Source organism: uncultured Clostridium sp., from assembly GCF_900547735.1.
Classification (GTDB): Bacteria; Bacillota; Clostridia; order Lachnospirales; family Lachnospiraceae; genus Otoolea.
On the sequence record NZ_URHZ01000036.1, the window covers coordinates 34541 to 51422 of the forward strand.

The 16882-nt window shown below is 50.2% G+C and carries 9 protein-coding genes, 1 other RNA gene and 1 other annotated feature; of the genes, 2 read left to right on the plus strand and 8 right to left on the minus strand.

All coding sequences use genetic code 11. The features are described 5' to 3' along the window. The first annotated feature begins 99 nt into the window (after positions 1 to 99). Positions 100 to 462, plus strand: coding sequence for a hypothetical protein (locus tag QZT18_RS12775; protein ID WP_294148386.1), 363 nt, complete (start codon positions 100 to 102; stop codon positions 460 to 462). A gap of 73 nt (positions 463 to 535) precedes the next feature. Here QZT18_RS12775 and ssrA read toward each other — a convergent pair. The 5 genes from ssrA to eno all read right to left on the minus strand — a co-directional run bounded on the left by ssrA (position 536) and on the right by eno (position 5767). Continuing rightward, positions 536 to 879, minus strand: a transfer-messenger RNA (tmRNA) gene (gene ssrA, locus QZT18_RS12780). Positions 880 to 940: 61 nt separating this feature from the next. Continuing rightward, complete coding sequence (smpB, locus tag QZT18_RS12785; protein ID WP_294148387.1) at positions 941 to 1405, minus strand: SsrA-binding protein SmpB; 465 nt, start codon at positions 1403 to 1405, stop codon at positions 941 to 943. A 58-nt stretch (positions 1406 to 1463) separates the two neighbouring features. Continuing rightward, on the minus strand, positions 1464 to 3770 hold the full coding sequence (gene rnr, locus QZT18_RS12790) for a ribonuclease R (protein ID WP_366925876.1): 2307 nt from the start codon (positions 3768 to 3770) through the stop codon (positions 1464 to 1466). 179 nt (positions 3771 to 3949) lie between these two features. Beyond that, on the minus strand, positions 3950 to 4186 hold the full coding sequence (gene secG, locus QZT18_RS12795) for a preprotein translocase subunit SecG (RefSeq protein WP_294148388.1): 237 nt from the start codon (positions 4184 to 4186) through the stop codon (positions 3950 to 3952). A gap of 312 nt (positions 4187 to 4498) precedes the next feature. Next, a complete protein-coding gene (eno, locus tag QZT18_RS12800) occupies positions 4499 to 5767 on the minus strand; it encodes a phosphopyruvate hydratase (RefSeq protein ID WP_294148389.1) in 1269 nt (422 codons plus the stop codon). A gap of 236 nt (positions 5768 to 6003) precedes the next feature. Here eno and QZT18_RS12805 point away from each other — a divergent pair, with 236 nt between their 5' ends. Then, positions 6004 to 7446, plus strand: coding sequence for a sodium:alanine symporter family protein (locus QZT18_RS12805; protein ID WP_294148390.1), 1443 nt, complete (start codon positions 6004 to 6006; stop codon positions 7444 to 7446). 177 nt (positions 7447 to 7623) lie between these two features. Here QZT18_RS12805 and QZT18_RS12810 read toward each other — a convergent pair whose 3' ends face one another. The 3 genes from QZT18_RS12810 to pheS form a co-directional block, all read right to left on the minus strand. Next, positions 7624 to 12330, minus strand: coding sequence for an EAL domain-containing protein (locus QZT18_RS12810; RefSeq protein ID WP_294148391.1), 4707 nt, complete (start codon positions 12328 to 12330; stop codon positions 7624 to 7626). 300 nt (positions 12331 to 12630) lie between these two features. After that, positions 12631 to 15051 carry a phenylalanine--tRNA ligase subunit beta gene (gene pheT / locus QZT18_RS12815; protein WP_294148392.1) on the minus strand — a complete coding sequence of 807 codons (2421 nt, stop codon included), beginning with the start codon at positions 15049 to 15051 and terminating at the stop codon, positions 12631 to 12633. Between the two features lie 38 nt (positions 15052 to 15089). Further along, the gene (pheS, locus tag QZT18_RS12820; protein ID WP_294148393.1) at positions 15090 to 16109 is read right to left on the minus strand and encodes a phenylalanine--tRNA ligase subunit alpha; all 1020 of its coding nucleotides are present in this window, start codon (positions 16107 to 16109) and stop codon (positions 15090 to 15092) included. A gap of 307 nt (positions 16110 to 16416) precedes the next feature. Continuing rightward, positions 16417 to 16646 (minus strand) — a binding site (T-box leader). Positions 16647 to 16882: the final 236 nt, after the last annotated feature.

Below are 16882 nucleotides of genomic sequence, written 5' to 3' on the forward strand. Positions count from 1 at the left end.
TAAAATGTAACGCTGGACAACCAATCCCCTGTGTGCTAGACTGGATAACAGGAGATACAGGTACATGGAGAGGCTTCACTTCGCAAAGGAGGTTTTCAAATGAGTTTAACGAAAGAAGATATCCAAGCCATTGCGGGATTAATCGCCCCATTGGAAACACGGATGGAAGCCGGTTTCAACAGAATTAACGAAAGGCTTGAAATTCTTGATACCAGAGTGGCAAACCTGGAGCAGAAGGTAGAAGACCTGGATCACAGAATGGACAGCGTTGAACAACGGATGGACAGTGTCGAATCAGGACTCGACAAACTGGCAAGCGATACGGCTTCTTTAAAAGCCGGGCAGTTATCGCTCAGGAAAGACATCAAAATCCTCGACCAGAAAGTCCAGAGTACTTACGAGCTGGCTCTTGAGGCCTGGGGGAAAAGCACAGAGAACCGGATGCTGATTCAGGAAATGTAGGCCGCTGCTGTCCGTCCGTGCAACACAGAATACAACACGGCACAAAAAAAGCACCGTAAATACGGTGCTTTTTGCATGGAGCAGACGGGAGTTGAACCCGTGTCCAAAAACCAATTCCCTGTTCTTCTACTATCGTAGTCCGTTCTTTGACATTCCCTCTATCCTGCGGAAACGAACATCCTCAGGACTTCAGTAGATCCTAATACGTCTGACGGTCCGGAACCCTCCCGCCATCGTTTCTCACATAGTCGATGCCAGATTCTTAAAGTGTGAGTGCTCTAAGGCTGACAACAGCCGAATTAGGCTGCGTAAGCTAATTTATTATTGTTAGCGTTTAATTTTAAGTTTGCCATTTAACGCATCGCATGCGGATAGCTTCACCAGCTGCATGATCCCTGTCGAAACCGGTACTGCCCCTTTAAAGGGTTTTATGCTCCATTATCTTATCATGTTCCAAAACGTCTGTCAATGGGGGCGGCTAGTTATTTCTTGCCTTAAATTCCCTCTCGATCTCACGTTTTGCATCCTTCTTGGCGATATCGTCGCGCTTGTCGTAAAGTTTCTTACCTCTTGCCAGGCCTACCTCCACCTTCACAAGGCTGCCCTTAAAATACACCTGCAGCGGAACCAGGGTATAACCCTTTTCCTTAATCTTTGACTGCATTTTCCTGATTTCCAGCTTATGAAGCAGAAGCTTTCTGGTGCGCAGCGGGTCTTTGTTAAAAATGTTTCCCTTCTCATAAGGGCTGATATGCATTCCATAGACATAGACCTGGTTATTTTCCACTTTAATAAAGGACTCCTTAATGCTGCACTTCCCCATACGCAGCGATTTTACCTCTGTCCCGTAAAGCTCGATCCCTGCTTCATACTTTTCATCGATAAAATAATCATGATATGCCTTCTTATTGTTGGCAATCATCTTAATGCTCTCTTTACCCATATTGTTTTTGTTATCCTCCTGTTTTACCCGGTCTTTCGGCCGTGAAGCCGGCGATCCCCTACTTCGCCGTATTCACATTGCCTGCCGGAATAAAGTCGATGGTCTTTGCAAACCGGTCGCAGCCCGTAACCTGCACCCGGATCGGCTGACCCAGTTTATACGTCTTTCTCGTCATCTCACCGATCAGTTCATAGTGAAGCTCGTCAAACAGGTAATAGTCGTCGCGCAGCTCATTGATATGCACAAGCCCCTCCACGGTGCTCGGCAGCTCCACATAGAAGCCCCAGTTTGTCACGCCGGAAATAACGCCGTCAAACTCCTGTCCGATGTACTGTTCCATGTACTGGACTTTTTTCATCTTGTCGGTCTCACGCTCCGCCTCATCCGCTCTTCTTTCAAGAGCCGAAGTTTTAACCGCCACCTCGGGAAGAATCTTCTCGAAGTGGGAAACTCTTCTGTCGTCCAGCTTTCCGCACAGGCATTCCTTGATAATCCTGTGAATCTGCAGGTCCGGATACCTTCTGATGGGAGATGTAAAATGCGTGTAGTATTTTGCCGCCAGGCCGAAATGACCGGAATTCAGGGTCGTATATTTCGCCTGCTTCATGGAACGGAGCGTCAGGCGGCTGATCAGCGCTTCTTCGGGTGTATTTTCCACCTTGTCAAGCAGCTTCTGTACTTCCTTGGGATGCACTTCCCCATTCGGCATACGGAGTGTATATCCGAAATTGTTGATGAAAGTGCCCAGCTTTTTCATCTTTTCTTCATCGGGCTTATCGTGGGTTCTGTAAAGGAACGGCACTTCCTGCCAGAAATAGTCTTCGGCTACCGTCTCATTGGCCAGAAGCATAAAATCTTCAATCAGACGGGTGGCCGCATTGCGCTCATACGGCTTGATTTCTACGGGGTGACCCTTCTCATCCAGGATGATCTTGCTCTCCGGGAAGTCAAAATCAATGGAACCGCGGCTGTGGCGCCTGTTCCTCAAAATATCGGCCAGCTCCTTCATCAGGTCAAACATCCCGACAAATTCCCTGTACTCTTCCATCGCTTCCGGATTGCGGTCCGTGATAACGGCATTAACGGCCGTATAGGTCATACGCCTGTCTACACGGATTACAGTCTCCGCCACCTCGTGTCCGACTACCATACCCTTATCGTCGATTTCCATCAGACAGCTCAAAGCCAGACGGTCCTCCCCCTGGTTCAGGGAACAGATGCCGTTGGAAAGCTTGTGCGGCAGCATCGGGATGACGCGGTCCGTCAGATAGACGCTCGTTCCCCTCTTAAGGGCCTCCGTGTCCAGCGGAGTATGTTCCCTTACATAATGGCTGACATCGGCAATATGGACTCCCAGCTCATACCCGTTTTCCTTCTTTACGAGGGTAATCGCATCGTCCAGATCCTTTGCCTCCTCACCGTCGATTGTAACGGTTTTTAAGGCCCTTAAATCCTTTCTTGCCAAAAGCTCCTCCGGCATCACTTCATCCGGGATCGTCTTAAGCTGTTCCATCACCTGCTCCGGAAACTCCTCCGGCAGATCATAGGCTCGGACAATGGAGAGAATATCGATTCCCGGATCGTTGATGTGTCCCAGGATCTCGGTAATGACGCCTTCCGGTTTCTTTCCCTTGTCGTCGCCGAACTCCTTGATTTTCACTACTACTTTATGTCCCGTGACGGCGCCCGCATCACTGCCCTGCGGAATAAAAATATCTTTTGAAATTTTCTGGTTGTCCGGTATTACGAACCCAAAGCCCTTACTCTTTTCATAGGTTCCCACCAGGCTCTCGTTGGCATGCTCAAGTACGCGGATCACGCAGCCTTCCGCGCGTCTGCTGCCCTCTTCCTCCTCGATGACGATCTGGACTCTGTCGCCGTGCATGGCTCCCCTTGTCCTGTCTCCCGGGATAAAGACATCACTGTCCCTTCCCTCCACCGTCACGAAGCCGAAACCCTTCGGATGCCCGCTGAACGTTCCCGTAATGGCAAAGGTCTCCGGCTTGCCAAGCTTTCCTTTGGAAGAAAGGCTCAGTTTTCCGTCCTTTAACAGAGCTTCCAGCACAGCCTTCAGCTCTCTTCTTTTTTCCTTTGGAATGTCTAAAAGAATTGCCAGCTCCTTCACTTTCATCGGAACATAATTCTTATCGTTCGTCAGATCCAGGATTACCTTTTTCCTTCTCTCAAACTCTTCCGCATCCTCCGGTTCAAACGGTTCACTGCCGGCCCTTTTTTCATAGCCGTCTCTCTTTCTCCCCGGCTTTTCATTCCGATCACTGCTTCTTCTTTTTTCCGGTCCGGCGTTTTTTAGTTCCGCTCTCTTACCGGGTTTTAATTTCTTTTTAATTTTATCTTTTATTTTCAATTTATTTCTCCACGTTTCTACTGTTTTCTTTTATATTATACGGGAATTTATGCACAAACATACAATTATAGTAAAAAAATGCACCTGCAAAAAACACCTCGCGGAATACTGCCTTCGAACAGTAACCCCATATTTCCCTATAAAGAAAAAGAACACCCCTGCTCCCAGGAGTGTCCGGATTAAAATACTTTCAGGTTCAATACAAAAGCAAGAATAAGCCAGAGAAATGCGCCGTATTTTGTCAACTTCTCCAACTTTCCTTCCATGGAACGGCTCTTATTCTTTCCCCAATAGCTGTCTGCCATACCGCTGATGGAACCGGACAGGCCTGCGGATTTACCTTCCTGAAGTAAGATTACTACTGATAAAAATACACAAATAGCAACGAATAAAAAGGTGAGAATACCTCTTATCATTTTTACACCTCCTATAGTCAAACAAGTGTATCATATCATATTTTTCCTCGAAAGACAACTATTATTTTAGTTGATCTGTGAGGATTCTGCCGTAGGATGGCGGAAGGGGTAGCGAGAGGATTAGATAAGGCTTCGGTCCCGGTTTCCAGGGTGTGGCGAGGGGGAAGTGGGAGGAAAAAATCCCCGGCGGGGGAGGAGGAAATCTTTTCTGCCCGCATCCCCCGCCCTGCCATAAACCACCCCCGGGACTGAAGCTCATAACCTCTCACTCCCCATCCCGTCCAAAGTTCCTCCCGGCCGCGTCCTCATCTCCTATTTCAACTCTTCCTCTATTCTTAAGAGCTGGTTATACTTCGCCACCCGGTCCGAACGGCAGGGCGCGCCCGTCTTGATCTGCCCGGAGTTCACCGCAACGGCAATATCCGCGATGATGGAATCCTCCGTCTCACCCGAACGGTGGGAAATAACGGTGGTATAGCCCGCCTTTTTAGCCATCTCAATTGCCTCGAAGCTCTCCGTCAGCGTTCCAATCTGGTTGACTTTTACGAGAATGGAGTTGGCAACGCCTTCCTCGATTCCCCTGCTGAGCCGCTTTGTGTTGGTGACAAAGAGATCGTCGCCCACAAGCTGAATTTTTTTACCGAGTTCGTCCGTCAGGCGTTTCCAGCCCTCCCAGTCGTCCTCCTGCAGGCCGTCCTCGATGGAACAGATGGGGAATTTGCCGATGAGCCGCTTGTAATATTCCACCATCTCCCCTGCGGTGCGGCGGATTTCGCGGCCGTTCATGGCGCTCTCACCCGGAAATACATAAAGTCCGCTGGCCTCGTCGTAAAGCTCGCTGGAAGCGGCGTCGATTGCTATCTTAATATCGTGGCCGGGATGATAGCCGCTCTTTTCAACCGCTTTTACGATTGTCTCAAGGACTTCCTCCGCATTTTTAAGATTGGGGGCAAATCCGCCCTCGTCTCCGACGGCCGTACTGTATCCGCCCTCATTCAGCACCTTCTTTAATGTGTGGTAAATCTCCGAGCACATTCTGAGTCCCTCGGAAAAACATGGTGCTCCGGTGGGCATGATCATAAATTCCTGAAGATCCACGGTATTGTCCGCATGGCGGCCTCCGTTCAGGATGTTCATCATCGGAACGGGCAGAGTGGATGCTCCGATTCCTCCCAGATAACGGTAAAGCGGGATTTTAAGGCCATCGGCCGCCGCCCTTGCAACAGCCATGGAGACGCCCAGAATCGCGTTTGCACCGAGTTTTTCCTTGTTATCCGTACCGTCCGCCTCTATCATAAGCCGGTCGATTCTCCTCTGTTCCAGGGCATTTTCAAACAGGACCGTCTCTCCTATCGCATTTACAATATGGTCGGCTGCCGTGGATACGCCCAGGCCGTGATAACGGTTGTCGCGATCCCGCAGTTCCACCGCCTCAAATTTTCCCGTGGATGCGCCGGATGGCACGGCCGCACGTCCTACCGCCCCATTTTCCAGGGTAACCTCCGCTTCTATTGTGGGATTTCCGCGGGAATCCAGAATCTCCCGTCCTTTGACACTGACTATCTCAAAATCATTATTCATATAAACCGCCTCCTGATTTACTCTCTTTTATGTAAGAATAGCCTTTTTTTCTCTTTTTTATGCCTCCCGCAATTTCCAGTAACAGGATCCGGGACAATCTGCCGTCTGTCTCTCTTCTATAAATAACGAAACTTTCTCTTGATTTTTACACTTTATTATGGTAAATTGGAAAACAAATTTATTTGTGGCCATGAAAAGATTGAATCGTCACAGGATTTAAAGTAAGGGGGAATTATATGGAATTAGCCAATACTGTTGTAAATACGATCAACGACTACCTTTGGGGAATCCCAATGATTGTGCTCCTGTTCGGAACTCATATTTTTCTGACTGTCCGGACCGGATTCATCCAGAGAAAGACATTTACCGCAATTAAGCTTTCTGTCACCAAAGATCCCGGCTCCCACGGCGACATCAGCCAGTTCGGCGCCCTTACGACGGCGCTGGCCTCCACGATTGGGACCGGCAATATTATCGGTGTGGGAACCGCCGTTGCCCTGGGCGGCCCCGGCGCGGTGCTCTGGTGCTGGCTGACCGGCGTGTTCGGCATAGCGACCAAATATGCCGAGTCCCTGATCGCGGTGAAATACCGTGTCAGGACAAAAGACGGAACCATGCTCGGCGGCGCCATGTACGCTTTGGAACGCGGTTTACATATGAAATGGCTGGGTATCGTTTTTGCCGCCCTGGCCTCCCTCACTGCATTCGGTATCGGCTGCGGCGTTCAGGTTAACGCCATTGCAAGCGTTATCGACGCCAATCTGTCCCCTATCCTGAAAAACGGAAGCGGCAGTCTGGCAGCGGCTCTTAATAAAAACCCGTGGATGATCAGTCTGGCAATCGGTATCATTGTCGCTTTTGTCACCGGACTCGTCATATTCGGAGGCGTCAAATCCATCGCCCGCGTCTGCGAACGCCTGGTCCCTTTTATGGCATTTTTCTATGTTGTAGGATGTGTCATCATTTTGATTATAAACAGAGAATATCTGGGCGAGTCGATCCGGATTATTGTAAAATCGGCATTTACCGAGGTGCCCTCCATCGCCGGAGGACTGGTGGGTTCCGGTATTATGACAGCCGCCCGCTACGGAATGGCAAGAGGCCTGTTCTCCAACGAGTCCGGCATGGGTTCCGCCCCTATCGTAGCCGCGGCGGCCCAGACCAGAAATCCGGTGCGCCAGGCTCTCGTCTCCTCGACCGGTACCTTCTGGGATACCGTGGTGGTCTGCATGATGACGGGGCTCGTCCTGGTCAGCAGCATTATCGGCAACGATTCGATCAGCGTAACGAACCTTTCCGGCGGCGAACTGACCACGGCCGCCTTCTCCCAGATTGCCTACATCGGCAGCCCGATTTTAATTATCGGAATTATCACCTTTGCCTACTCCACCATCCTCGGCTGGTCCTACTACGGCGAGCGCTGCCTGGAATATCTGTTCGGTAAAAAAGCGCTCTTCCCCTACCGGCTGGTGTGGGTGTCGGTTCTCATCATCGCCCCTCTAATCCAGTTGGATCTCGTATGGAATATAGCGGATACGCTGAATGCGCTGATGGCAATCCCGAATATTATCGCGGTCCTGCTCCTGTCGGGCGTCGTTGCAAAGGATACAAAATATTACTTAAACCACCTGGATGAGAGGGATGAAACGCCGATTCCCGTTCTGGGAAATGAAACATAACACAGCCGCAGAATCCGCAAAAGACCGCAGTCCCCGCGCAGGAGCTTTCCTCCATGCGGGAACTGCGGTCTTTTACCATTGAGCGGCAATGAAAAGTTCGCGAAGCGTGCTTTTCGTTGTTACTGTTCACTCCGTGTCCAATAACCTTTTATCCTTCCAAAATCGGTATCGGCGGCGTCAGTTTTTGCCCGCCAGCTCATATCTTATCTTCTTCATGGACGCCTCATATTTCCTGAAGGTCCCTCTTCCTCCCGTCTTGGCCGCAAACAGGGCGATATCCGCCCTCTGGTATAAATCATCGAACTCCGTTCCCTGATCGGGCATCATCGCATAACCCGCCGACACGGAAAAGGTCATCTTCCGCCCTCCGTTGTCATAGGTAGTCTTCATCTCCTCGATCACCTGCGCTATTTTATGCTCCAGCACTTCCTCACAGATGTTTTTACAGAAAATAAGGAACTCGTCCCCTCCAATCCGGCAGATAATATCATCCTGGCGGAAAAAGTTTTTCAGTTTTGCCGCATTTCCTGCTATGACGCTGTCCCCGTACGCATGTCCAAACACATCGTTGACCAGTTTAAAATTGTCCAGATCAAGCATAATCAGGGCCGCCGTTTCGCCGTCCATATTCTGCAGGAATTCCTTAATTCTGGGGATTGCGGTCTGTCTGTTATATAGCCCCGTCAGCGCATCGTTTTCCGCCATCCTGGTCAACTTGAGTTTCTGTTTCCGGAGGAGTTCAAGCGCCTTTTTATCGGCTTTATTTTCTACGTTTTTCTTCTTTTCTTCCGTGATGTCAACGTAGTATCCGACCGCCTTCACCGGCTTCCCGTCCCCGCTCCTTATTGTCTCACAGGCAACTCTGATCCAGCGCAGCCCCCCGTCCTTTTCTTTCATCGGCACTTCATGTTTCAGACTTTCGCCGCTTTTATTATAATAAATCTTTTTGAGGTATTCGAGAAAAGATTTCCTGTCTTCCTCCGGTATTTCTTCCCATCTCTTCGCCGCATCCGTGAAGTTTTCAATCACCTTCTTGCTTCTTCCCTCATCGAATCCGCCGGGCACTTCCCACCGATCCGTGCCGCGGTTCAGGGTCAGTCTGTTATTTTCAATATCCCAGTCCCAACTGTTGATCTCCGCCTGGCGCAGAACGCTTTCCATCTGCGTTCCGGTAAGCCAGAGTTCCTGCTCTTTTTCCTTGATATAAGAAACATCGGCACAGATGCAGAGAAAATTCAGTCCATCCGCCCCCTCGTCGATATACCTGATATCCAGACTCATCCACAGGACTTCCCGGCCGGGCATCGCCACCCGTATCACATCCTTATAATTCCGGCGGTGCATCATGGACCGTTTCAGGAGTTCCGCCAGACTGCCGTCCTCCGTGTTTCCCACAGCCCTTTCGCATGTGCCGCTCTGAAGTATTTCTTCATATTCTTTCTGCGTGCAGCCCATACGGCCAAACAGCCCTTCCATCAGAATATGCACGGAGATAGTTCCCTCTTTATAGGTAAGGAGAGTGACCGCCTCGGGCATATGTCTCATGAGAAGTTTCATTCTATTGCGCAGTTCAACCGTCTCGGTGATATCCAGGATAACTCCCTGAAGAAAGGTCCTTCCGCCGAGTTCCATATAGCGGCTCTGATCAACCACCCAGATATACCCCCGCTTTGCCGCTACCCTGTATTCCAGGTTATAAGTTTCTTCGTTCCTTCGCAGAGGTTCAATGCTCTTCCTCACCATATCCCTGTCGTCGGGATGGACCAGATTGATAAATTTGTCGTCAAACTGCGTCCTTATTTCCTCCCTGGTATAGCCGAGGATTTCCAGAAAACGGTTGCTGATATAAAGGAAATCAAAGTCCCTCGTCCTTGCGCAGCGGTGATAACCGCCCGGCATGTCATTGTTCAGGAAATAGAGTTCCTGATTTTGGCGGATTAAGGCGGCGTTGCGTTCCGCTAGCTGCTGCTGGGCAAACATAGTCTCCGAGATATCGGTACAGGCGCTGATAATCGCCAGCCTTCCATCCTCAGCAAGCACCACTTTTCCCTTGTCCAGCGTCCAGAACCAGGTGCCATCCTTTTTCGGCATTCTGTAGGTTGTCGTATACTCCAGCCCCGCATAATATTCGGGACCGATATCCTTTTTCACCTGTTCCCTGTCATCGGGGTGAATCGTGTTAAGCACCAGACCGTCAATTGCCCAGGCCAGCTCCTCGCAGGAGTCATATCCCAGAAGCTGCACCATTGCGGAATTGGCAAAATACAGTGGAAATCCTTCTTCACAATATCCGCCGATCATTCCTCCCGGAGACATCTGTGCAAAAATTGACGCGGCCGCCCTGCGGTTCTCTTCCGCCAGACGCATAAAGGACCTGTCGTTCTCCGCAACGTTAACCACCGCAGCCAAAGCCCTCTGGGAGGATTCCAATTGGCATTCCTTCTGCTTCTGCCGTGTGATATCACTGACGGAACAGTAAAATTGCCTGTGTCCGTCCTGCTCCCTCATGAAAAAGGCGCGCATGCTCAACCACATAATGCTTCCGTCGCCTTTCAGATACCGCAGCTCGCCTTCTCCTCCTCTCATTCTGTCCTCGCAGGCCCGTTCGAAAATCTGAAAAAGAAGGCCGCGGTCTTCCCGGTAAAAATTTTCTATCATGTTCTTGCGCCGTTCTTCCAGCTCCAGCAGGCTTGTGCCGGTAATTTTACAGTACTGCTCATTGACCCTCAAAAGCTCCGCATGACCGTCCGATATGTCGTAGAGAGCGATGCCTCCCAGTATGTTGTTCAGCATTGTCTCACTGAAAATATCATCGTTCATCAAATCCCTGGTCTGCATCCGGCTGATGGTCCTGGCCGTGATCCCACGGAAATCCATGTTGTCTTCCCTGGCCATAACCGCCTCGCAGTCCGCAATGGGCATGGGGCGGTAAAAATAATAACCCTGCCCGTACTGACAGCCCATGTCCAGGAGCATCTCCATCTGAGCCCTGGTTTCCACACCCTCGGCGATCATGCGAAGTTCCATGAAACGGGCCATATTGATAATCGTCTCAAGAATCCGCATTGCCCGGCCCTCACTCTTATCATCCATCTTGAGAAACTTCATGTCTATCTTCAATACGTCTACCTTGACGTCGCTGAGCATGTTGAGGGATGAATAACCGCTCCCGAAATCATCCATAAACACGAGGAATCCCGCCGCCCGAAGTTTGGCAATCACGCCGGTAAAAATATCATATTCTTCCGCATAGGCGCTTTCCGTAATCTCGATCTCCAGGAGCTTCGGATCCAGGCGGTACTTCTCCACCAGACCGGCAAAACAGTCCACCACATCAATCGTATAGATATCCACCCTGGATACATTGACGGAAACGGGCACGGGCCGTTTACCCCGATCAATCCAGTTTCTTAAATGAATGCAGATTTTTTCCCACATATGAAGATCCAGGCTGGCTATCAGGCCATTGCTTTCAAGAAGCGGGATGAACTCCCCCGGGGAAATCACGCCGCGTTCCGGGTGAATCCATCTGACCAGTGTCTCCAGTCCCACAATCTTACCGTTGGTCATGTTGCACTGCGGCTGGAGATAATAGACAAATTCATCATGGTCCAGCGCACGCTGCACCTCGGAGAGCAGAAGATGGTTCTCCTCCATCTTTTTCATCATCCGGCTGTCAAACCGGCACACGCGCTGCGCATAATTGCCTTTTACGGAGGCCAGGGCAACGACGGCCCTGTCGTACATGGTGCTGACCGGAATGTCTCTGTCCTCGATCGAATACAGTCCAAAGGCCGGAAGGAAACCGGCATTCTTCCCATACTGCCTGACATATCCCATAATTCCGTCCCGCAGCTTCAAAAGCATCTCTTTGTCGTCCGGCAGGATAATGACAAAATCATCGCCTCCCATATAACCGGCAATTCCACCGTTTTCATCCTGGGCCTTCTTTAAATGCTCCCCGATGTTGAGCAGGAAACGATCTCCCTCCTCCTCGCCGTACCACTGGTTAAAAAGCTTAAAATGCTCCACATCGATGGCCATGATACAATAGGTTTCATCCTGGATTTCCCGCAGGAACCGCTCCGCCGCCCTGAAGAATTCGGCTCTGTGATAGAGCCCGGTGAGGGGATCGCGCTCCTCATCCTTTTTGTCTTTCTCCGCCAGCATAAACTCCTTCTGCTTTTGTTCATCAATATCCTGAATAAAACACATCAATATCCGATCATCGTACTCTCCCTGGTTCAACGGCACCACAATCTGGGCCACCCAGCAGTAGCTGCCGTCCGTCCTGAGCTTTCGAAGCTGTTTTTTCATGATCCGATCCGTTCCCGCTTCATGCAGGGTGTCAAACATCCGGTCCAGGTTCCAGAATTCCAGGAACCCCTCCCTGTCGTCCGGGTGGATCATGCCGTCCACCACTTCCTCCATCATTTTTTCAAGTTTTCCCTCTTCCGCCGGGATCACATACTTGCCGGCCTGGTGATAAAGGATTTTATAGGTGTCCCTGGTCAGGTTCAGTTCAAACAATTCGTCATAAGCAGAAATGCTTGTCAGATTGTAGAATAAGTTTTTGTTAACCTCCCGTATTCCGGTGGTCATGACCATAGTGCAGGAGCCACACCCCGGCCAGTCGATATTGCCGCCGCTGACCTCCACCCATCTCTGGGTCACTTTATTATATAAGACTCCGCTCTTTGCCTCATCCCTTGCGGCCGGACAGTCACGGCATGGTTCGTCCTCCCTGCACATGGCCCTGTAACACTTCTCCCCGCAGCTCAGCCAGGGAAATGTCTGTTTTATCTGTTCATTAAAATACACTACCTGATATTGATCATCAATGATGTAAATCCCCGCATCTTCTTTATTCGAAATTCTCCCCATATTTATCCCGTCCTGTATTCATGCCGTTCTGCTTTTACGGCACTGATTTAAACATAATTATACTCGTTTTTCACCTCTTCCGTCAATATTTACAGCCTTTTCAGACATTTTTCCGCCAGGGTTCTTCCAAAATCTCCTTTATTTTTTATTTTGTATACACAATATCCTTTTATTGTGCCCTTTTTATCCTCCCTCCCGGCAGACAACGAAAAGCACGCTTCGCGAACTTTTCATTGCCACTCAAAAAAAACGCCCGGCCAGAGCTGATATTCAGCAGCGGCCGGGCGCATTCCCGTTTTGTTAACTTCTGAGTTCGATTCCAAGTCCCTGAAGACCATTCAGAATCTTATTCATTACCGTATTTACTTCTTTATCTTCCAGGGTGTGATCCTGTGCCCTGAAGGTGATGGAATAGGCGATGGATTTGAATCCTGCCGTAATCTGGCTTCCCTCATAGATATCGAAAAGATTGTAGCTTTCCAGAATCTTTCCGCCTCTCTGCTCGATGATTTCCTCTACCTGGCCTGCCAGGATCTCTTTCTTCATCACCATGCTGATATCTCTTGTCACAGCCGGATATTTGGCAATTCCGGTGTATTTGTGATCAAAGGATGCATAAGGAAGAATCGACGGCATATCAACGACTGCCACATAGGTCTTCTCGCCCAGCTTGTAGTTGTCGGCCGCATCGGGATGAATCTCACCGAGATAGCCGACTACGGTTCCGTCGTAAATGATTTCCGCCTGGCGTCCCGGATGAAGGAAGGGTTTGCCCGCCTCCGGATTGTAGTGCGGTTTTTTCTTCATCTCAATCTTGTCGAAAAATTCCTCAACCACGCCCTTCATCGTATAGAAATCCCCGTTGCCGTACATTCCCAGGATGAACTGCTGGCGTTCGTCGGGAAGCTCTGTCAGAGGAAGCGCTTTCGGCATATATACGGTTGCCAGCTCATATAAGCGGACATCTTTATTTCTTCTGTTATAGTTGGTGGACAGGGAGGAGAGCATTCCATTTAACGGAAGTGTTCTCATAATACTGAAATCCTCACCCAGCGGATTGGAAATCGTGATGGCCTGTCTGTATTCGCTGTCTGCCGGAAGCAGAAGCTTATCAAATACCTTCGGGCTCTCAAATGAGTAGGTCATGCTCTGGCTGAAACCGGAGAACTCCGCGATCTCCCTGGCCACTTCCTCCACTCTCAGCTTGAAGGAAAGCTTTCCCGTCGTCGCTTCGCCGGTCGGGAGTGAAGTCGGAACCACATCATAGCCGTAGAAACGGGCAACTTCCTCGGCCAGATCCGCCATGCGGTGGACATCCTGTCTCCAGCTTGGCACAATCACTTCCTGAGTCTCTTTATCATATTCCAGCTCCACCCGTTTGAAATACTCAATCATGGTCTCCGCGCCGATGTCGGTTCCCAAAAGCCTGTTGATCTTATCGGGATCGAATTTCACCCGGTTGCCTTCTTTTTTCACCGGGTATACGTCGATCGTTCCGCCCACTACCTCGCCTGCGCCCAGCTCTTCAATTAACTGGCAGGCACGGTCGATTGCGGTCTTTGCGGTGTTGGGATCGAGACCCTTTTCAAACTTTCCGGATGCATCGGTTCTGAGGCCGATTCTCTTAGATGAAAGACGGATATTCGTTCCGTCGAAACATGCGGCCTCGAATACCATGGTTTTTACATCGTCGGTGATTTTGGAATTCTCACCGCCCATGATGCCTGCGATACCTACCGCCTTCTCGGCGTCATTGATCATAAGGACGCGGCTGTCCAGTTTCCTGTCCTGGCCGTCCAGGGTCTGGAATACATCTCCGTCCTTTGCACATTTCACAATAATCTTATGTCCGCCAATCTGGTCATAGTCAAAGGCGTGCATCGGCTGTCCGTACTCTTCCATCACGTAGTTTGTGATATCGACAATGTTGTTAATCGGACGGATGCCGCTGGCGGCAAGACGTCGCTGCATCCATACCGGTGACGGGGCAATCTTAATATTTTTTACCATTCTCGCACAGTATCTCGGGCAGAGCTCCTGATCCTCCACGGATACCTTCAGGTAATCATGGATGTCCTCACCGTTTCCGGATTCCCTGATTACCGGCGCTTTGAATTCTTTATTAAATGTAGCCGCCGCCTCCCTGGCAATGCCGATTACGCTGTAGCAGTCCACACGGTTGGATGTGATCTCATACTCAAATACCACGTCGCGGAGCCCGAGGACTTCCGCCGCATCCGCACCCACCTCTGAATCCTCCGGGAGAATATAAATTCCTGATTCGGGGGCGTCCGGGTACATTTCACGGCTGGAACCCAGTTCTTCGATGGAACACATCATGCCGCAGGACTCGATTCCCCGGAGCTTTCCTTTTTTAATCTTGATTCCCTCTTCCGGAAGCGGACCGCCGTCATGGCCTCCGGCCACACGGCCGCCGTCCAGCACAACCGGAACCTTGTCGCCTTCCTTTACATTCGGGGCGCCTGTAACGATCTGAACGGATTCCTCTCCGACGTTAACCTGGCAGATAATCAGTTTATCCGCGTCAGGGTGACGTTCAATCTTTGTAATCTGGCCAACCACGATTTTTTCCAGATTTTTGTCAAGGCGCTCATAACCTTCCACTTTCGTTCCGCTCATGGTCATGGCGTCGGTATATTCCTGATCCGTCACTTCCAGATCCGGCACATATGCCTTAATCCAGGATAATGCTGTATTCATGTCTATCTCCTCTACTCTATCATCTATTCGCTTATTTCTTAAAACTGTTTCAGGAAACGGATGTCATTCTCATATAAGAGTCTCATGTCATCGATTTCGTATTTCAGCAGGGCGATACGCTCCAGGCCCACACCGAATGCAAAACCGGAGTACTCCTCGGAATCAATGCCGCTCATCTCCAGGACGTGAGGATGAACCATGCCGCAGCCCAGAATCTCGATCCAGCCGGAACCCTTACAGAAACGGCAGCCGGAACCTCCGCACTTGAAACAGGTTACATCCACCTCGGCGCTCGGCTCCGTGAACGGGAAATGGTGAGGACGGAACTTTACCTTTGTCTCCGGCCCGAACAGCTCCTTGGCAAACTCCGCCAGCGTTCCCTTTAAATCGGCAAATGTGATGTTCCTGTCAATGACAAGTCCCTCAATCTGATGGAAGGACGGGGAATGCGTTGCATCCACCTCATCGGAACGGAATACGCGTCCCGGCGCGATCATACGGATCGGCAGTTTGCCCTGCTCCATGGAACGGACCTGGACCGGTGAAGTCTGGGTTCTGAGTACAATATCCTTATTAATATAGAAGGTATCCTGCTCATCCTTAGCCGGATGGTTTGCAGGAATGTTCAGTTTTTCAAAGTTATATAAGTCGTATTCCACTTCCGGGCCTTCCACTACCTCATAACCCATGCCCACGAAGATACGCTCCACTTCCTCCAGGGCAATGGTATTGGGATGGCTGTGGCCCACATTGCTCTTCTTGGCGGGCAGCGTTACGTCGATCACTTCGCGTTTCATCTGCTCTTCCCTGGCTTTTCTTGCCAGGACGGTCTTTGTCTCCTCCAGCTTTGCCTCAATTAAGGCTCTGGCGTCATTGACCATCTGGCCCACCTTCGGACGCTCCTCCGGGGAAACATCCTTCATGCTCTTCAGCACGCTTGTCAGCTCACCTTTTTTTCCAAGATAAGCAACGCGGATGTCATTTAACTTTTCCAGCGCATCGGAAGCTTCAATCTGTTTTAATGCTTCCTCTTTGATTTTTTCTAACTGCTCTCTCATAATAACTCCTTTTTACGGTATAATGAACAAATAAGAATCCGGCAAGCCGGACTCTCGCGCCGAGCGCGGCCGCTTAGCGGCATATACATCTTCGCGCGAGTGTGCATCCTGCCCGGAGGGCTTTTAATATCATAGGAAAGTTTTCCTAATGATATAAGAGTCCGGCAAGCCGGACTCTCGCGCCGAGCGCGGCCGCTTAGCGGCATATTACATCTTCGCGCGAGTGCGCATCCTGCCCGGAGGGCTTTTAATATCATAGGAAAGTTTTCCTATGATATTAAAAAAACGCTACATCTCCTCGCAAATGCGAAGGGACGAAGCGTTATGCTCGCGGTACCACCCTGTTTCCTGCCATGGCAGGCTCTCATCATATGCGTAACGTGCATGACCCGTCACAGCTTACTATATACTATCCGTTCAGCCGTGCAGCTCCGGTGGGAAATTCAAACTCTTATCTGAACCTGAAGGAACTTTCAGCCGATGATTCCTTCTCTCTGATGGAAAATAAGACTCTACTGACACTTTCGCAGCCTTTTTTATAAAAATCTATAAACTTAGGTTATATTTTAGCACATACCTTTGATTTGTCAAGTAGTAATGTCCATATTTAGTTGAGATGGGAGGACGCCTCTGTAAGATGGCGGACGGGGGATGGGATTGTTTGGTGAGTCTTCAGTCCCGGCTGGATGGGCGTCGTGCGGGGAATCCGGGAGAAAACATTCCTACGGGGACTCGCTCCCGCTTGTGGAATGCGCAGCGGATGCTAGCTTCGT

What these genes read in the sequence shown, in the direction of transcription:
- pheS (WP_294148393.1), bottom strand. Translation starts at nt 16,109, where the DNA reads ATGAGAGAGCAGTTAGAAAAAATCAAAGAGGAAGCATTAAAACAGATT.
- smpB (WP_294148387.1), bottom strand. Translation starts at nt 1,405, where the DNA reads ATGGGTAAAGAGAGCATTAAGATGATTGCCAACAATAAGAAGGCATAT.
- QZT18_RS12810 (WP_294148391.1), bottom strand. Translation starts at nt 12,330, where the DNA reads ATGGGGAGAATTTCGAATAAAGAAGATGCGGGGATTTACATCATTGAT.
- eno (WP_294148389.1), bottom strand. Translation starts at nt 5,767, where the DNA reads ATGAATAATGATTTTGAGATAGTCAGTGTCAAAGGACGGGAGATTCTG.
- pheT (WP_294148392.1), bottom strand. Translation starts at nt 15,051, where the DNA reads ATGAATACAGCATTATCCTGGATTAAGGCATATGTGCCGGATCTGGAA.
- QZT18_RS12775 (WP_294148386.1), top strand. Translation starts at nt 100, where the DNA reads ATGAGTTTAACGAAAGAAGATATCCAAGCCATTGCGGGATTAATCGCC.
- secG (WP_294148388.1), bottom strand. Translation starts at nt 4,186, where the DNA reads ATGATAAGAGGTATTCTCACCTTTTTATTCGTTGCTATTTGTGTATTT.
- QZT18_RS12805 (WP_294148390.1), top strand. Translation starts at nt 6,004, where the DNA reads ATGGAATTAGCCAATACTGTTGTAAATACGATCAACGACTACCTTTGG.